General features: G+C 71.8%; 13 protein-coding genes and 2 pseudogenes. 4 read left to right on the forward strand and 11 right to left on the reverse strand.

Features of this window, described 5'->3' with window-relative positions; genetic code table 11:
- Positions 1–50: 50 nt before the first annotated feature.
- Positions 51–1,298, reverse strand: coding sequence for a class I SAM-dependent methyltransferase (locus tag OG413_RS44135; RefSeq protein ID WP_266815666.1), 1,248 nt, complete (start codon positions 1,296–1,298; stop codon positions 51–53).
- Positions 1,299–1,560: 262 nt separating this feature from the next.
- Here OG413_RS44135 and OG413_RS44140 point away from each other — a divergent pair, with 262 nt between their 5' ends.
- Positions 1,561–3,030 (forward strand): peptide deformylase, encoded by a 1,470-nt coding sequence (locus OG413_RS44140; RefSeq protein WP_266815667.1) that lies wholly within the window; start codon positions 1,561–1,563, stop codon positions 3,028–3,030.
- A gap of 222 nt (positions 3,031–3,252) precedes the next feature.
- On the opposite strand, the pseudogene OG413_RS44145 reads toward OG413_RS44140, so the two are convergent.
- Positions 3,253–3,573, reverse strand: a pseudogene (locus OG413_RS44145) (DUF6302 family protein); the annotation flags it as partial.
- A gap of 137 nt (positions 3,574–3,710) precedes the next feature.
- Positions 3,711–3,929 (reverse strand): rRNA adenine N-6-methyltransferase family protein, encoded by a 219-nt coding sequence (locus OG413_RS44150; protein ID WP_266815668.1) that lies wholly within the window; start codon positions 3,927–3,929, stop codon positions 3,711–3,713.
- Between the two features lie 386 nt (positions 3,930–4,315).
- Between OG413_RS44150 and OG413_RS44160 the strand changes: the two genes are divergently transcribed.
- Positions 4,316–4,492, forward strand: a complete 177-nt coding sequence (locus OG413_RS44160) for a hypothetical protein (RefSeq protein ID WP_266815669.1) — start codon at positions 4,316–4,318, stop codon at positions 4,490–4,492.
- 493 nt (positions 4,493–4,985) lie between these two features.
- Positions 4,986–5,831 carry a hypothetical protein gene (locus tag OG413_RS44165; protein WP_266815670.1) on the forward strand — a complete coding sequence of 282 codons (846 nt, stop codon included), beginning with the start codon at positions 4,986–4,988 and terminating at the stop codon, positions 5,829–5,831.
- 2 nt (positions 5,832–5,833) lie between these two features.
- On the opposite strand, the pseudogene OG413_RS44170 reads toward OG413_RS44165, so the two are convergent.
- Positions 5,834–5,959 (reverse strand): annotated as a pseudogene (locus OG413_RS44170) (isoprenyl transferase); the annotation flags it as partial.
- Positions 5,960–6,201: 242 nt separating this feature from the next.
- On the opposite strand from OG413_RS44170, the gene OG413_RS44175 reads away from it, so the two are divergent.
- Positions 6,202–6,762 (forward strand): NUDIX hydrolase, encoded by a 561-nt coding sequence (locus OG413_RS44175; RefSeq protein WP_266815671.1) that lies wholly within the window; start codon positions 6,202–6,204, stop codon positions 6,760–6,762.
- Here OG413_RS44175 and OG413_RS44180 read toward each other — a convergent pair.
- From OG413_RS44180 to OG413_RS44210, 7 genes are read right to left on the reverse strand one after another with little or no spacing between them, the layout of a single operon-like run.
- Entirely contained in the window at positions 6,746–8,092 is a 1,347-nt protein-coding gene (locus tag OG413_RS44180; RefSeq protein WP_266815672.1) for a hypothetical protein, read from the reverse strand. The genes OG413_RS44175 and OG413_RS44180 overlap by 17 nt on opposite strands.
- A gap of 13 nt (positions 8,093–8,105) precedes the next feature.
- A complete protein-coding gene (locus OG413_RS44185; protein ID WP_266815673.1) occupies positions 8,106–8,945 on the reverse strand; it encodes an inositol monophosphatase family protein in 840 nt (279 codons plus the stop codon).
- Entirely contained in the window at positions 8,942–9,943 is a 1,002-nt protein-coding gene (locus tag OG413_RS44190) for an N-acetylglucosamine kinase (RefSeq protein WP_266815674.1), read from the reverse strand. The genes OG413_RS44185 and OG413_RS44190 overlap by 4 nt, the downstream gene beginning before the upstream one ends.
- Positions 9,940–11,073, reverse strand: a complete 1,134-nt coding sequence (locus OG413_RS44195; protein ID WP_266815675.1) for a 3-dehydroquinate synthase — start codon at positions 11,071–11,073, stop codon at positions 9,940–9,942. Before OG413_RS44195 ends, OG413_RS44190 begins: the two co-directional genes overlap by 4 nt.
- Complete coding sequence (locus tag OG413_RS44200; protein WP_266815676.1) at positions 11,070–12,953, reverse strand: hypothetical protein; 1,884 nt, start codon at positions 12,951–12,953, stop codon at positions 11,070–11,072. The genes OG413_RS44195 and OG413_RS44200 overlap by 4 nt, the downstream gene beginning before the upstream one ends.
- Positions 12,953–14,509 carry an AMP-binding protein gene (locus tag OG413_RS44205; RefSeq protein ID WP_266815677.1) on the reverse strand — a complete coding sequence of 519 codons (1,557 nt, stop codon included), beginning with the start codon at positions 14,507–14,509 and terminating at the stop codon, positions 12,953–12,955. The genes OG413_RS44200 and OG413_RS44205 overlap by 1 nt, the downstream gene beginning before the upstream one ends.
- Positions 14,506–15,504 carry an NDP-sugar synthase gene (locus OG413_RS44210; RefSeq protein WP_266815843.1) on the reverse strand — a complete coding sequence of 333 codons (999 nt, stop codon included), beginning with the start codon at positions 15,502–15,504 and terminating at the stop codon, positions 14,506–14,508. The genes OG413_RS44205 and OG413_RS44210 overlap by 4 nt, the downstream gene beginning before the upstream one ends.
- Positions 15,505–15,572 lie beyond the last annotated feature (68 nt).

Genomic DNA, 15,572 nt, shown 5'->3' on the forward strand with positions numbered 1-15,572 from the left:
CCTTCCCGCGGAACCGACGTGACGTCGGCGACGGGCCGGGCAGTGGAGGGTTAGACGGTGACCGCCGACAGGTAGATCTCGGTACTTGTTGGGAGCGTTCGAACATCTTTGAATCCAGCGCATTCGAGCTCCGCGCCAATAAGGTTAGCCGTTTCCATTCCACGGTAGAGGTCGACGAATTCAGTTCCGGGGAGGATCAGTCCCGGCACGACGCAGCCTCGCTGAGTATACAGAAATCCGTTGGCCACGGAGACGATAATCACCGAGCCGGGCTTCAGTACTCTGTGCGCTTCTCGGGCCGCTGCGGACGTGTCGAAGAATGACGAGTTGTATGTCCTCAAGGAGACATACAGATCGAAACTGCCGTCCGGCAGGGCAGAAAGATCCTCGGCGCTGGAGACGACGGTTCTCGAGCAGGGAATGCGTCCGCGTATGTTTGCGAGGCCACTTTCCGCGATATCGGCGAAGGTGATTCGAGGGCAGCCGGAGAACAGGGCCGTGGCCTCGTGGCCGGCGCCGACGCCGACGTTGAGGACGTTGACGGCGGACAGGGGCCTTGTGGACGTCCTGCTGTACATCGACATGAAGTCGTCGGCCCACCCCGCGTTGGCGGTGCGAGCGTCGAACGTGTAGTCGTAGGTGCCGTACTTCGTGTCGAACGCGGCGGCCAGTGCATCGCCCACGGCGCCATCCGCCTCCTTGAACTCCGTTCCGTACCTTTGGGAGATGAGAGAGGCAAGCGCCGTCCTCCCCCGGTGCGCGTTGACGTCGTCCTTGGTCAGCGCGAACCCCATGGACAACAGCTTGGCGGTGACGGCTTCACTGATGCGGTGGGTGGAGTAGTGGGGGTTGCACTCGATGCTCTGCCCGCTCGCCGTGTAGAGGGCTCGGTTCTGGTCCAGGATCTGGCGCTGGAGTTCGTCGGGGAAGCGCAGTACGTGGCCTTGCTCGGTGACGGGATCGCCGCTGAGGTAGCTCGTCAGCGCGGGGTCCGGCAGACCGATGTACACCCTGTCGATCCGCATGTCGTTCAGGACCTCGGCCAGTTCGAAGGATCCGGCCTCCGACAGGGTGTTGATCGTCAGATAGGCGCTGTGCGCGCTGGATACTCCGATTTCGTGGACCCTGCGCCGCAGAACGCGGGACCAGGACGCGCCGTGCACTTCGCCCTCGAAGGTGGAGCAGATCAACTGGCCGTGTTCGGAGACGAGCGCAACGCCGACTCGCCGACCTGGGTAGGGCGCCCTTTGTGCGACGCTGATGGCGTAGTTCATCCAGTAGGTGCCGTTCGGGCTCATGTGGGCCTCTGTCCCTCGGCCGTGCTGCTCCTCCAGCTGGTCTGCAGAACCAAGCGGGTGATCACCTTCACGGGGCATCCTTCGTGGTGACACGGAACGTGCGCTTCGGATGAGGTCGCCGTGGCAACGGTTGGAGGCCGACGACCACGGAGGTTCGCTGGGGCCGCTGCCTAGCACCATTGGGCTTCAACCGGGCAGGATGAGGCGACCATGAGGAGCGCTCACTCACGATCGTCAGCAACTCCCGGAGAGGAAAGCCACCTTGGAGAGGGAGGAGCGGGCTACGTTCGCTGCGGAACTCACGCACTGGCGCAGCGTGCGGGGCCTGTCGAAGGCAGCTCTCGCCCAGCGCCTGAACATCGACCCCTCGTACGTGAGCCACCTCGAGGCCGGCCGGGAACACGGCAGCTCCCAGCTCGCCCGCCGGGCGGACACCGAACTCGACGCCGGCGGAGCACTGTGGCGGGCATGGCAGCGCACCGACGCCTCCCCGCAGGCGGCCGAGCAGAACGACCCGCCGTCCGGTACCGGCCTGCTGGTCCTGGAGGACGAGGCGGCGCTCCGCTACGACGACGGACGTTTCCACCTCAGCATGCGCAGGCTCCTGCACAACAACGGCACCGAGCCCGTCACCCGCTACCTCGTACGAATTGCCGTCGACCGATACCCATCCGAACCGGAACGGTCCAACGCCCTCTACCGCCGCAACCCTCTGACCTGGGAAGAACTCCAGCTCACGGCGCAATGCGCGGACGAGCCGATGGGCTGGACCGTCAAACATGACCGGGACGCGTTCAAGGAGGTGTGGCTCCAGTTCCAGAACCCAACGAGCCGTTTCCCTCTCTACCCCGGCCAGGAAGCCGAGATCTCCTACTCGTACTGTGTCGGCGCCGAGAAGTGGGGTCCCTGGTTCCAGCGCGCGGTGCGACTGCCTACCCGGCGTCTGGCTGTGGAACTGTCTTTCCCCCGAGACAGTGAACCGTCTGTCTGGGGAACCGAGACTTCCATGAGCGCCGACTTCGCCCCATTGCGCACACCCCCACGGCGCGCGGAACGAGGCGAGCACAGCGTCTTCTCCTGGGCCACCCTCGACCCGCCCCTGCACGCCCGCTTCCGCCTCGAATGGCGTCTGAAGAACGCAGCCGACGAGAAAGAGAACAACCCCGTGAGCACCCTGTCCGCGAGCCAGGCCATGGCCAACGCCGGCATCGTCCAGGACGGCGACCCCGTCCTCACCCGCGCCGCCCGTCCCTTCGATCTGCCCACCGAGGCTGAAGAGGCCCAGGAGGTCATCGCCGCGCTGATGGACGCAGTCGGCCGCGTCCGTCAACTTCACACGTTCGGTAAGGGCATGGGCATCGCCGCTCCCCAGATCGGGATCGACCGCGCCGCCGCCGTCGTCTTCCCACCCGATGCCGGTACAGAGCCCATCGTGCTGTTGAACGCCCTCGTCGCCGAGGCCTCCGAGGACGAGGACGAGCAGTACGAGGGTTGCCTCAGCTTCTTCGACGTCCGAGGACGCGTGCCTCGCCCGCTGAGCATTGTCGTCGCTCACAGCAGCCTCGACGGTTCCACCCACCTGTCGCGGTTCACCCACGGCCTGTCCCGGCTCGTCCACCACGAGGTCGACCACCTGGGCGGCGTGCTGTATCGCGAGCGCATGCGGCCGGGTGTGCAAGCGATCCCTGTAGAGGAGTACCGCGGGACCGGCCAGCGCTGGACGTACGGCTGAGCAACAGCGTGGCGCGGTGGGCTTGATGGGCCTGTGCCGCTCACGCAGGCGGCGGGCCTGCTCTGCGGAATCTCCCCGTCGGCGCGCCAGTTCGGCAGCGGTGATCAGGAGCTCCACCTGGTCCCGCGCGCGGGACTGCGGCATCCCCTCCGCCTCCTTGAGGGTCTCCTCGCCCCGCGAGGAGGCGAGCACCGTTGTCGCCTCCTGCGGCGGCGGGTCAGGCGCCCAACCGCGGCGGAGGAAGGAGTCGATGGCGGACGGCGCGTACCCGAAGTATCTGCCGCGCTCCGCGTCGTCGCAGGGCTGCCGGGGACCCCAGTCGACTGTGTGGCAGGTGTCGCGGTGGACCGACAGGCCGAGCCGGAGGCGCGGGAATCCGGGCTGGTTCCGTAGGGCCGCCCAGATCCGTACGGCGTCGGCCGCGCAGTCGAGGAGGCCCGGTTCGGCGAGGCGTTCCCGGAACCAGGCGTATTCCTCGGCGCATTCTTGTGGCGAGGGGCGGCAGAGTGGAGCGGCGATTCGCGCCAGCGGGAAACGGGGCATGCGAAGTGCGGGCCTTGCGTCCTGGACATCCCTCACGCCGCCCGGGTGAACGGGGGTGTCGGTGAGGGTGTCGCGGTCCAGGCTCACCACAACCGTGTGGTGGTCGGACAGGCCCGAGTGGAAGCAGGCGGTGGCGATCAGCTCCTGCACGGCAGGACCTTCTCGTTGGACAGCGTGCCCAGCCCCGCGCCCGCCTCGATCACCTGGGCGTCGGCGGGTATGTCCACGTGGTCCAGGAGGCGGCGGGCGGATTCCGACGACCGGAGGAAGTGCTGACCCAGTTCCGTACGGGTCCGGCCGCCACGCGCGGCGGTCTCGTCGGCCGCCACGACCGGAAGGATTGATGTCTGCTGCATCTGCGGAGTCCCTTCAGGATGCTCCAGGCGGCACCGACGTGTGTACCGCAGGGGCGAAAGAGGCCCTCAACCGCCAACGCATCGAGAGCGTGGCGTGAACCGGGGGTGCGGGACAGTCGACCCGAGGCGGCCGTTGCGCCGCTAGATCCTCATGTGTTGCGATGCCCGCGCAACACCCGCACTGGCCCGTCCTCCAGACGGCTCTGGAGCCGGTCTGGGCCGCGTTCGACACGGGCCACCGCTGCCGTTGCCGAGACCTCTACCCGCGTCCTGCTCGACCTCCTCGGCTGGAACGGACGCGTCCTGACCGTGAGCGGGCTGCCCACCCGGCCCGACCGATCCGAGCGGCTCGCCGACCTCACCGCCGTGGGCAGGGGCCGGTGAGGGTGTCGATCATCGAGCCTGGCCTCGTCGACACCGTGCTGACCGCCGGCCTGCTGCGCGGTGACCGGGCGGCGCTCACTGCGGAGGACATCGCCGACGCCATCGCCTACATGGTCACCCGGCCCTCGCATCTCGCCGTCACGCAGGCAGTCCTTCGGCCGATGGGAACGTGTCCCTGAGTCTTCCGGGTCTGCGCCTCCGGCTGTTGCGCAACAGCCGCAACGCCGCCACCCCTACCGGCGCAACACCTGACCGGGATGCACTGGCCGTGGCCGCGGGACGCATATGCCTGCACGGCCACGTCCGTCCGGATCAGCGGATCCACCGAGTACGGAATCGCCAGCTGGTGTACACAGAAGGGCTCTGGCGCATGAACGCCACTGTGGTCGCCCACGAGATGGGGCGCCGCATCACTGCTCGCGGACTGGGCCGACGAGGGAATTTCGCCGGGAGAGGCTGCCAAACGGATCACGCCAGAAGACCTCCACCGGCTCATCAGCTGCGGCTAGCCGGACCCCGAGCTACTCATCCGGACCTCCGGTGAGCAGCGCGGCAGCGGATTCTGCGCTGGATCGCCACCGACGCGCGGCTGCGGTTCACCCGCACCCACTGGCCGGACTTCAGCCGGGACGACCTGGTCCGGGCCCTGGTCGAACACCGGAAGGCATATCGATGACCCCTGGATCCTCCATCTCGTTCCTGGGCGTGGACGGCTCGGGCAAGTCCACCATCGCGCGTGCCCTGCGCGAGGAACTGGCAGCGGCCGACAGGAAGGTGCGCGTCCTGTCGCGGCGCGACTATCTGCGTGAACAGACCCAAGGGCACGTCGCCGACGTCAACCGGGCGCTCTACGACGCGGGGTTGCGCGCGCTGTACTCCTTCGCCTACACCGACGAGGGACACGCGCTCGGGGAACTGCTCCCCGGCCCGTCGGGAGACCTCCGTGACAGCGCCTTGGAGCAGAAGCTGAACGCGGCCCGCATCTGTGCCAACGACCCGCAGGCCATCACCGCCGCCGCCTTGAGCGAGATCGCCGGCAGCCTCATCTACTACACCAGCGTTGTCCGGCCCGAGCTGGACCGGGGCACCGTGGTGATCGAGGTGGCCCACCCGCTGAAGATGGTCACCAAGCTGTGCCTGCTCGCCTCCCAGATCGCGCCCAACGAACGCCACGGGCGCGCAGCCGTCACCGCGTTCCGGTCGGCCACCATGGTCCTCGCCCCCGACCCCTTCCGGGACGTGCCGGTCCTCGTGCGGTGCGACCGGCAGCGAGCGTACGACCGGCTCATTGCCGCGCGCGGCGGCCTGGGGGCGCTGGAGCACCATGGGCTGGCTGGCCGTGGCACTGGCAGGGAGGCGTACCTGGACCTGATGGTCCGGGTCCAGGAAGCCTTCGAGGACGTGGCCCAAAGCTGGCGGTGCGTCGTGGTCGACAGCGACGACGAGGACCAGGACCGCTCAGTGAAGCGAGCGGTCGAGACGATCCTCGCCGACCCGCGCACCGCGCATCTGGCCTGATGTCACCAACCGTATCGGCGCTCGCGGGCCGCATACGACCGCAAAGCACGCAGCGGGTCGATCTGCCGGAACGCCGACCACAGAACCTCGGCGTAGGCGGACTGCCGCTGCTCACCGGAGGTGCGGATGAAGGCGCATACGTCACGCGTGGCGGCGTCGCACCGGCCCCGGCGAAGCTGAGCTCACCGCGCCGACATCGCGCCGGGGGTCACCATGGACGAGTACCGCGCCATGCGGCAGCAGCTCGCCGACCAAGGCGTCATCGCCGCGACCTGAACCAAGAACCGGGTCAGGGCGGGGCGTTGCGCGAACTCCGCAACACCCCGCCCTGCGCCACTTCCGAGTAATGCCACTCTCCGAGATGAATAGGATGCGTATCGTGACTGATCGAGATGCATTGGAATGGGCCCTGGTCGGCGAGCGGCCGGAGCCGGCCGGCTTCCTGAAGGTCGGATGCCGCACCTACCGCTACCCCGACGGCCGCGAGGGCGATTGGGACATCCTCAAGGGCCCGCGGACCGTGGCGCTGGTGGCGCTGACGGACGACGGCCACGGAGTGCTCGTGTCCCAGTTCCGCCCCGGCCCGGGGAAGGTCCTGAAAGAGTTGCCGGGCGGTCTGGTCGGGCCGGACGAGCCCGTCGAGGTCGGCGCGGCCCGGGAACTGCTGGAGGAGACCGGCTTCGAGGCCCGGTCGCTCACCGTCGTCATGCAGACCTATCTGGCCTCGTACGCCACCCACGTCCGCTACGCGGTCCTCGCGCAGGGCTGCCGCAAGGTCGCCGAGCCCCGTCCCGACGGCGACGAGTTCGTGGAGCCGATCACCCTGCCCCTGGACGAATACGTGGCCCATGTCTTGGGCGGTCAGCTGACCGACGCGGACATGGGCCTGGCCGGCCTGGTGGCCGCCGGCTTGCTCAAGCAGACAATCTGAACGTCGGCCCGCCGAGCTTCTGGGTGAGCAGCTCGGCTATCCCGGCCGGGGCCTCGATGTAGAGACGGGTACCCGGTTCGGTGCCGGAGGCGCGCACGGCGATGTGGCCGTGCGCGCCGTCGTCATAGTGAGCGACCTCACCGGCGACGTCGGCGCGCCAGGTGGGCAGCAGGCCGGGAAGAGCGCGCAGCACGTCGGTGAGCGGGGCGGGCGTGGTGTGGACGAGCTGGGTGTGCGGGTGGGCCTGGCGGACGTCCTGGATCGCGTCGTCCAGGTTCTCCAGGGACGTGAAGGTGCGCAGGAGGGTGGTCAGGGCGGTGAGGGCGTCCCGTTCGAAGTAGCCGTCCGGGCCGGTGACGTGGACGAGGGCGCCGTTGGGTTCCAGTCCCAGTGCCGAGATGGGCTGGTCGCGCCATGCCGCCACGAGGTGCTTGAACCCGACGCTGGTCTCGGTGACCTTGAGGCCGCGCTGTGCCCGCTTCGCGGCGCGCAGGGCCATGCGGGGGGCGACGTGGGTGGTGATCAGCCGTTGCACCGGCAGTCCCGCGTACAGCAGCGCGGCGGCCTGTTCGGCGCTGGGGATGTAGCCGGAGCGGTGGGTGAACAGCACGAGCCGGTCGCCGTCGCCGTCGGTCATCGCCAGAAGGGCCCGCTCGGGGTGGGCGAGTTGGTCCAGGAGGGCGTGGCCGGTGTGTTCGGCGTGGACGCGGGGGACGGGGTCGGGGCTCTGGCCGGCGAAGAACGGCAGCGGGCGCCCGCGCAGGATCCGGATGCCGGGCAGAAGCTCGGTCAGGACGCCGACCGCGCCGTGGGCGGCGTCGAGGAGGACGTCGCCGTCGAAGGCTCCGGCGGCTGTGCTGAGCGGGTCGCCGACGGCACCGACGTAGGGGCTGAGGACGTCGGTTCGCTGGTGGTGGCGCACCTCCAGCAGGCATGGGTCGAAGGCGGCGTCCACCGGCGGTTGGGGCCAGGCGATGCCGTGCCCGGAGCGGTCGCGGACCTTGATGCCGATGTATCCGGGCGGGTTGTGGCTGGCGGTGACGACGACGGCTGCGGACAGGTCGGGCCGGTGGTGCACGAGGCTTCCGAACGCGGGCGTGGGCCCAGGTGTCGAAGCGAGGTGGGTCGTCAGCCCGTGGTGGGCGAGCAGGTCGGCGGCGAGGTGCGCGACTTCGCGGGCGCCGGCCCGGGCGTCGTGTCCGACCAGGACGTGCTCGCCCAGGACGCCCTGGGCGGCGCAGTGGTCGAGGGCGGCGAGGAGCTGCGGTTCGGCCCAGTCGGAGCCGGGACGGCCGCGCCAGCCGTCGGTGGTGGTGGCGAGGGAACGCATCGAGGGAGTCCTTCTACAGGTGGGGAGCGGCCGGTGGGCGCAGCAGCGCCGACAGGTCCGCGTCGGGTGGGTGGAGTGAGGCGAGCCAGCCGTCGAGCCGGGCGGGCCGCGCGCGGGCCAGGTCGCTCCCGGTGGTGTCGTGAACGGTTCCGCCGGCGGCGGCGACGGCGAGGGCGGCGGCCGGGTAGTCCCACGGCGCGGCGCCGCCGCCGGGCCGGGGCAGGTAGACGGCGGCCGGTGCTCGGCCGAGGGCGACGTGGGTGATCTTCACGCTGGCGGTGGCGACCGGATGCATGGACCAGCCGGTGCCGGCCATGCGGGCTTGGACGGCGTCCGCGTGGCCGGGGCTGGTCAGGACGGTGCGGGGGCCGTGGTGGGGCAGCCGGGTCACGTCGCCGGTGACGTGGAGGAGGCCGGGTGCCGCGCTGACCCGGATGTCGTGGGCGGGCAGGTCGATGACGCCTTGGGCCGGGATGCCGTCGCGGACCAGGCAGATGGCGATCGCGTAGTCGCTGCTGCCGGCGAGGAACGGTGCGGTGCCGTCCAGCGGGTCCACGAGCAGGCAGTCGTCGGGTAGTTCGGGGATCTCGGTTAGGCCCTCCTCGGCGATCACCGGGAGTCCGGGGAACGCGCGGCCGAGCTCGGTGGTGAGGCGGTCTTGCAGGGTGAGGTCGAGATCGGTAACGGGTTCGTGGCCGCCGTGGACGCTGGCCTTGTCCCGTGCGGGGGCCGGGGCCGCGCGGAAGCGGGCGATGTCCTGGCGGCAGGTGTCGAGGGCCGGGCGTAGCACGCGCTCCAGATACAGGTCCGCGCCGGCCCCCGGCTCGGCGCGGTTCGCGCGCTGCGCGCTCATGACCGGCTCCCCGGGATGGGGTCGGCGTGTACCGGCATGGCCCGGCCCAGGGCGGCGATCGCCGCCGGGTCCCGCCACAGGTCGAGCAGGTGCAGCAGGCCGGGCCCCGGGCCTGCGGCCACCCGGGGAACGACACCGTCCCCGAACTGGGCTCGGGCTCGGCTGAGGAACCGCTCGCGCAGGGCGTCGGAGTGGAGAAGGGAACCGGACAGGACGAGGACGGGCGGGGCCGCGCCGGCTATCCCTACGGCTCGGCAGACCGCCTCGGCCCCTTCGGCCAGCTCCCGGGCGGCGTCGTCGAGGAGCCCGGCCGCCACCGGATCGCCGGAGCGGGCCGCGTCGAGCACGAACGGCGCGAACGAGGCGACGTACGGCTTGCGGGCGGGATCGCCGTGTACGGCGTGGAAGAGGGTCTCGCCGAGGGAGGCGCCCGCGCCGGGGTTCGGCGGGCACCACCGGCGGGCGGCGTCGATGAGCGCGGTGGCGGGGCCGCGGCCGTCCAGAGCCCGGACGACGGCCCGCAGCGCGCGGGCCGCCAGGTCGTGACCGCCGCCTTCGTCGGAGAGCAGCCACTCCAGCCCGGAGGCTCGCGCCCAGCGGTCGCCGTTGCGGGCGGCGAACCCGGTGCCTGTGCCGCAGTTCACCACGCACACCGGGCCGTCGCCGTCGAGGAGCAGCGGCACGATGTCGTTGGTGACCAGCACCGGGACGGGCGGGTGGCCGGCGGTGGCCAGCGCCCGCCGGGTGAGGGCGGCGAACTCGTCGGCGCAGGCGCGGGTGGAAGCGGCGCCGTGGGCGGCGACGACTCCCCGCAGCGGTTTGCCGTGGGGGAGTGCGCGGACCAGTTCGGCCAGGGTGTCGTGTGCCTGGTCGTGGCCCACCGAGCGGGGGTTGGTCGAGGGCCCCTCCCGCTCGGCGAGGACGGAGTCGCGGGTGGCCAGGGCGGCCCAGGTGCGGCTCCCGCCGCCCTCGATCAGCAGCCAGTACCGATCGGTCATGGGCGGGCCGCCAGTTCGGATATGGCCTTGTCGTAGGAGGTGCGGTCGATGTCGTCGGTCACGGTGCAGTTGCCGGGGGTACGGGGCAGGACGAGGTGGAGCGGTCCGCCGCGGACGCGGCGGACGGTGTCCATCCCCTCCCAGGTGAGTTCCCGCATTGCCTCGGGCAGGGCGGCGGGAAGCCGGTAGGCGTCCAGGAGGCCGAGGATCCGGTCCCGTTCGGCCAGGGTGGCGACGCCGGTCAGGTGGGCGTGCGCTGCCGCGACCGCCATGCCGACGGCTACGGCTTCGCCGTGCAGGACCTGGTAGCCGGTGGCGGCCTCGTAGGGGTGCCCGACGCAGTGGCCGAAATTCAACAGCCGCCGTAGGTCGCCCTGCTCGAACGGGTCGGTGGCCAGGAGGCGGAGCTTGGCGGCGATGGCGGCGCGGACGATCCCGGTCAGCGCCTGACCCGTCGGCAGCTGATCGGGGTGCTGCTCCAGGACGTTGACCAGGTCCGCGTCGTCGATGAGCGCCACCTTGATGACCTCGGCCAGGCCGTTGCGGACGTGCCGCTCGGGCAGCGTGCCGGTCAGCAACGGGTCGACGAAGACGGCCGCGGGGTGGTGGAAGGCTCCGAGGAGGTTCTTCGCGCCGTTGTCGTCGAGTCCGCCCTTGCCGCCGATCGCCGCGTCGACCTGGGCGAGGACCGTGGTGGGCAGCAGCGCGTAGGGGATGCCGCGCATGTACCCGGCGGCCGTGGTCGTGGCCAGGTCGCACACCATGCCGCCGCCCACCGCCAGCAGCAGGGTGCGGCGGGAGGCACGGTGGCGGTGCAGGGCGCCGATCAGGTCGCGCAGCCCGCGCGGGGACTTGCTCGCCTCGCCGGCCGGGACCGGCACCACCTGGAAGGGCCGGCCGGTCGACAGGACGGCGGCGGTGACGGCGCCGAGGTGGTGCTCGGCGGCGCCGGTGTCGACGGCGATCACCACGTCGGGGCTGTCGAGCCGGTCCAGGACGTCGGTGAGCAGGCTGCTCGGGCGGGTGAGCAGACCATCGTCGACGTGGACGGCGTAGTTGTCGATCCGGTGCGCCCTGACCAGGATCGGGCCCTGGTCGACGAAGGACACACCGAGGTGCGAGGAGGTCACGCCAGCTCCTTGAGGATGCGGTCGGTGAGCGCGTCCGTGGTCAGGCCGGCCGCCTCGTACAGGGCGGTCTGCGGCCAGCCGGCGATGCCGTACGTGTCGACGCCGATGGCCAGCCCGCCGTCGCCCAGCAGGGAGCCGAGGACGCTGCTGGGCGCGTTGTGGATGCTGACGGCCCGCACCCCGGGCGGCAGGAACCGGGCGCGCTGGTCCGCGTTGAGGCGGGAGAAGCGGCTGGGGCTGAAGACCTCGACGACCCGGACCGTGTGGCCGCGGGCGTGCAGCTGCTCGGCGCTCTCCAGGGCACGTTCGCGCAGCGCCCCGGCCGTCACCAGGACGAGGTCGGGGGCGTCGGTGTCGGCGAGCGTCCAGGCGCCGGTGCCGGTGGGGCGGGTGGCGAGTTCGGTGAGGCTGTGGCGGACGGGCACGGCTTCGTGCGGCAGGCGCAGGTAGGCGGGGCGCCCGGAGGCGAGGGCCTCGGCCGCCAGGAGCTTGGCCGTGTTGATGTCGGCGGCCTCGAGCAGTTCCAGTCCGGGGATGGCGGCGAGCGCGGCCAGGCAGCCGTCGGACTGCACCATGGGGCCGAGCGGGTCGCCGAGGCCTCCGGAGGTGCCCACCAGCAGAACGGGCAGCTGGGGGAAGGCGATCGACTCGCGGATCTGGTCGAGCATCCGCCAGTAGAAGCCCTCCATGGAGAACAGCACCGGCCACAGTCCGGCGCTCGTCGCGCCGGCGGCCAGGGAGGCCGCGTCCTGCTCGGCGATGGCGCACTGCAGCACGTCCGCGCCGGGGGTACCCCACTGCCAGGACCCGACCTGTTCCATCCGGGCGAGGAGGCCGGAGTTGCGGATGGCGTCGGGGGCCATCCACAGCAGGGGCAGCCCGGCGAGTTCCTGGGCGAGGTCCCCGCCGAGAGCCTTCTTCGCCACGACCTCGGCGCCCTCGGGGTGCCCGGTGACCAGGCCGAGAAGCTCGGCGCGGGAGGGCCGGACCGGCGCGGCGGCGGCCAGCAGGGTGCCGGACGAGGCGCGGGCCTGGGCCGCGTGGGGGTGGTGGTGGTCGATGACGGCCAGGGCCGCCTCGATCAGCGCGCCGGTGTCCCAGTCGGGCAGGTGCTGCTCCTCGACCTCTGCGGACAGGGTGTTGGAGCCCTCGACCTCGGCGGCCAGGCCCCGGCCCTTGACGGTGTTGAGGATGATCGCGGTCGGCCGGTCCGTCTCGGCGAGCAACTCCTGGGTGATGGCGTCGATGTCGTGTCCGTCCAGGCTCACCGCGCGCCAGCCGAACGCGGCGAACTTCTGCGCCCACTGCGTGCGGTCGAGCTTGATCACGCTGCCGGAGCCGTTCGCGTCGACGAGCGCCACCAGGTTCTGCAGGCCGAGGCGGGACGCGGTCATCGCCGCCTCCCACACCTGGCCCTCGGTGCACTCGCCGTCGCCGAGCACGACGAAGGTCCGGGTACTGAGGCCGTCGCGCCGGTCGGCGAGCGCGGTACCGACCCCGAAGGACAAGCCCTCGCCGAGCGCGCCGGTGCTCATCTCCACGCCCGGCACGCTCCCGCGAACGGGCATCCGGGGCACCGGGTGGCCGACCTGCCCGAAGCCGGCCGCGTCCTGCCACGTCATCTGAGGCATTGCGCCGAGCGTCCACAGCGCGGCGTACCAGGGGGCGGCGGCGTGGCCCTTGGAGTAGATGAGCCGGTCGCGGACCGGGCCCGGCTCTGCGAGGGTGGTGGCGCCGGAGAAGTACAGGGCGGTGATCGCCTCCACCGCGGAGGACGCCCCGCCCGGGTGCTTGTTGGCGGCGAAGACGAAGGCGCGCAGGCCCTGCGCGACGGTCGTCAGGTCCTTCGGGGCCGGCTGGGGCCGGAAACGGATACGCATCAGAGGGTGTCCTTGGGGTGGGAGGCCGCGGGCCGGATGCCGTGCGGCTCGGAGGGTGTGGGAGTGGTGAGGCGGGGGCGGTCGAGCTTGCCGCTGGCCAAGGTGCGCGGCAGCGCGTCCACGACCAGCAGCCGGGAGGGAACGGCCGCCGCCGGAAGGTGGTCGAGAAGGGCCGCGCGCAGGCCGACCGGAATCCGGTCATGGCCGACGGAGAGCAGCAGGTGCGCGGTCAGGCGCGGCGGCGAGCCGTCGACGCCGGGTTCGGCCGTGACGGCGGCCTGGTCGATGCCGGGCTGGGCTTCGAGGGCCGCTTCCACGCCGTGGAGGTGGAACCGCACTCCGTGGATCTTGATCTGGTCGTCGGTGCGGCCGTGGAAGTGGAGCAGGCCGTGCTCGTCGACGCTGCCGAGATCGCCGGTGCGGTAGGTGACCTCGCCGTCGGGGCCGAAGGTGAACCGGCCAGCCGTGAGGGCTTCCTCGCCGAGGTAGCCGCTGGTGCCGTAGGCGGTGCGGATGACGATCTCGCCGACCGCGCCCGCGGGGGCGGGGACGCCGGGCGGGTCCTCGATCCACGCCTCGCTGCCGGGGATCGGGCGGCCCAGCGGCTGGATGCCGGGCACCGGGCGATCGACCGGGTGCCAGCAGCGGATGAGGGTGGTCTCGGTCGGCCCGTACTGAGTGACGATGACGCCCTGGTAGCCGAGTTGGGTCCGCCACCGGGTGATGAGCGTGTCGGTGAGCGGCTCGCCGCTGAACAGCACCGTCCTCAGCCGCGGCAGATGCACCCCGGTGGGGGCGAAGCGCAGCCAGGCGCGGGCGACGGTCGGGATCGTGTGCACCAGGGTGACGCCGGATTCGGCGAGCCACGGCAGGACGGCGCCCGGGGGCACGGGCCCCGGCAGCGGCAGGCACAGCCGGGCCCCGGACGTGAGCGGGAGGAACACCTCCCGCAGGGACACGTCGAAACCGGGCCCGGACAGGTGCGCGATCCGGTCGGCCGGTGTGACACCCAGGGCGGAGCGGAGCCACGTCAGGAATGCGGCGAGGCTCCGGTGCCGGCCCAGGATCGCTTTCGGTACACCGGTGCTGCCCGAGGTGAAGAACACATACCCTGCCTCCACGGGCCCCGGGTCTGCTGCCGGGCCGACCCTGCGACGGGACACACGCGGCTGCCCACAGACCCGCAGCACCGGAACATCGGGGTGTGCGGGGGCGTCGACGTTCCCGGCGAGCAGGTCCACACGGGCCCCGGCCCGGGTGAGCATGCCGGTGCGGGCGGCCGGGGGGAGCGCGGGATCGAGGGGGAGCAGGACACCTCGGTGCAGCAGCACCGCCACCCACGCGGCGGCCTGGGCCACGCCCCGGTGCGCGGTGACCGCGACGACCTGCCCCGGGCGCACACCGGCCGCCTGAAGCTCGGCGGCGACGCCGCCCACAGCCTGCCCCAGCTCCCGGTACGTCCACCGGCGCTCCCCCTGGGAGACAGCGATGGCGTCCGGCGTCCGGGCGCACCAGTCCAGGACCTGCGCGGCGACGGACGGCTCCCGGCCGGTCACCGCTGCGCCGCCAGCCGCAGCAGCACCTCGCGTGTCCGGCCCGGGTCGCCGACGACCTCGCCGACGACCCGGGTCCTAGCGGCGACGTGGGCACCCGGCAGTACCAGAGCGCTCTCCACATGGGCCCCGGCGCCGACCACGGCGTGCGGGCCGATCACGGCCGGGCCCCTCAGGCGCACGTCCGCGGCGATATGGGCCTCTTCGCCGATCAGGACCTGCTCGCCGACGTGGGCGCTCGGGTCGATCTCGGCTCCGGCGCCGGGCGCCGTCGGCACGGCCGCCGGCGTCCTCCCGGCGGCAGCCTCCAGGTTGCCGGTCAGGAGCTTGGCCGGCGTGCCGATGTCCCGGAGATAGATCTCGCCCGCGTCGAACAGACCCAGGGGCATCCCGGGCGCCGGCAGGCCGGGCAGGATGTGGCTGGAGAAATCCGTGAAGCCGTGCGCGGGTATCCGGTCGAGCACGTCCGGCTCGACCACCCACGCTCCGGTCGACCCCAGCAGCCGGCCGGAGGAGGGGGCCGGCTTGAAGTGGTACCCGGCAGCCGTGCCCGGCCGCGCCCGGTCGGGCACGAGCACGTCACCGGCCCACAGGGCCCCGTCCCGCGAGACGGCGGCAACGGTCACCGCCGCCCCCACCGAGCGGTGATGGCCGATGAGGCGGGCGAGGTCGGCCGAGGAGACGATGTCGGCGGGCACCACGAGAACCGGCTCGTCACCGAAGAACGCGGCCTGCTGGCGCAGGCATCCACCGGTGCCCGCCGCAGCCGCCTCGGGCAGCCACCGAACCGGCGCACCGACAGGTGTGTCGGAGCCGATGATCCGCTGGTACAGCGTCAGGTCGGCGACTGGGACGATCACGCCGGTCTCCTTGATGCCAGCGCGGTCCAGGTGCTCCAGGACATGGGCGAGGACCGGGCGGTTCGCCACCGGCGCCAGCGGTTTGGGCAGCATGGGTGTCAGCGGCCTCAGACGGGATCCTTGCCCGCCGGCCAGCACGAGAGCCTTCAATGGGTTGTCCTTCTCCTGGGACCGCGCACGGGCGGCGGGTGGGGGTCCGCCTTCTC

Origin of the sequence: Streptomyces sp. NBC_01433, assembly GCF_026340105.1 — a bacterium.
Taxonomy (GTDB): domain Bacteria; phylum Actinomycetota; class Actinomycetes; order Streptomycetales; family Streptomycetaceae; genus Streptomyces.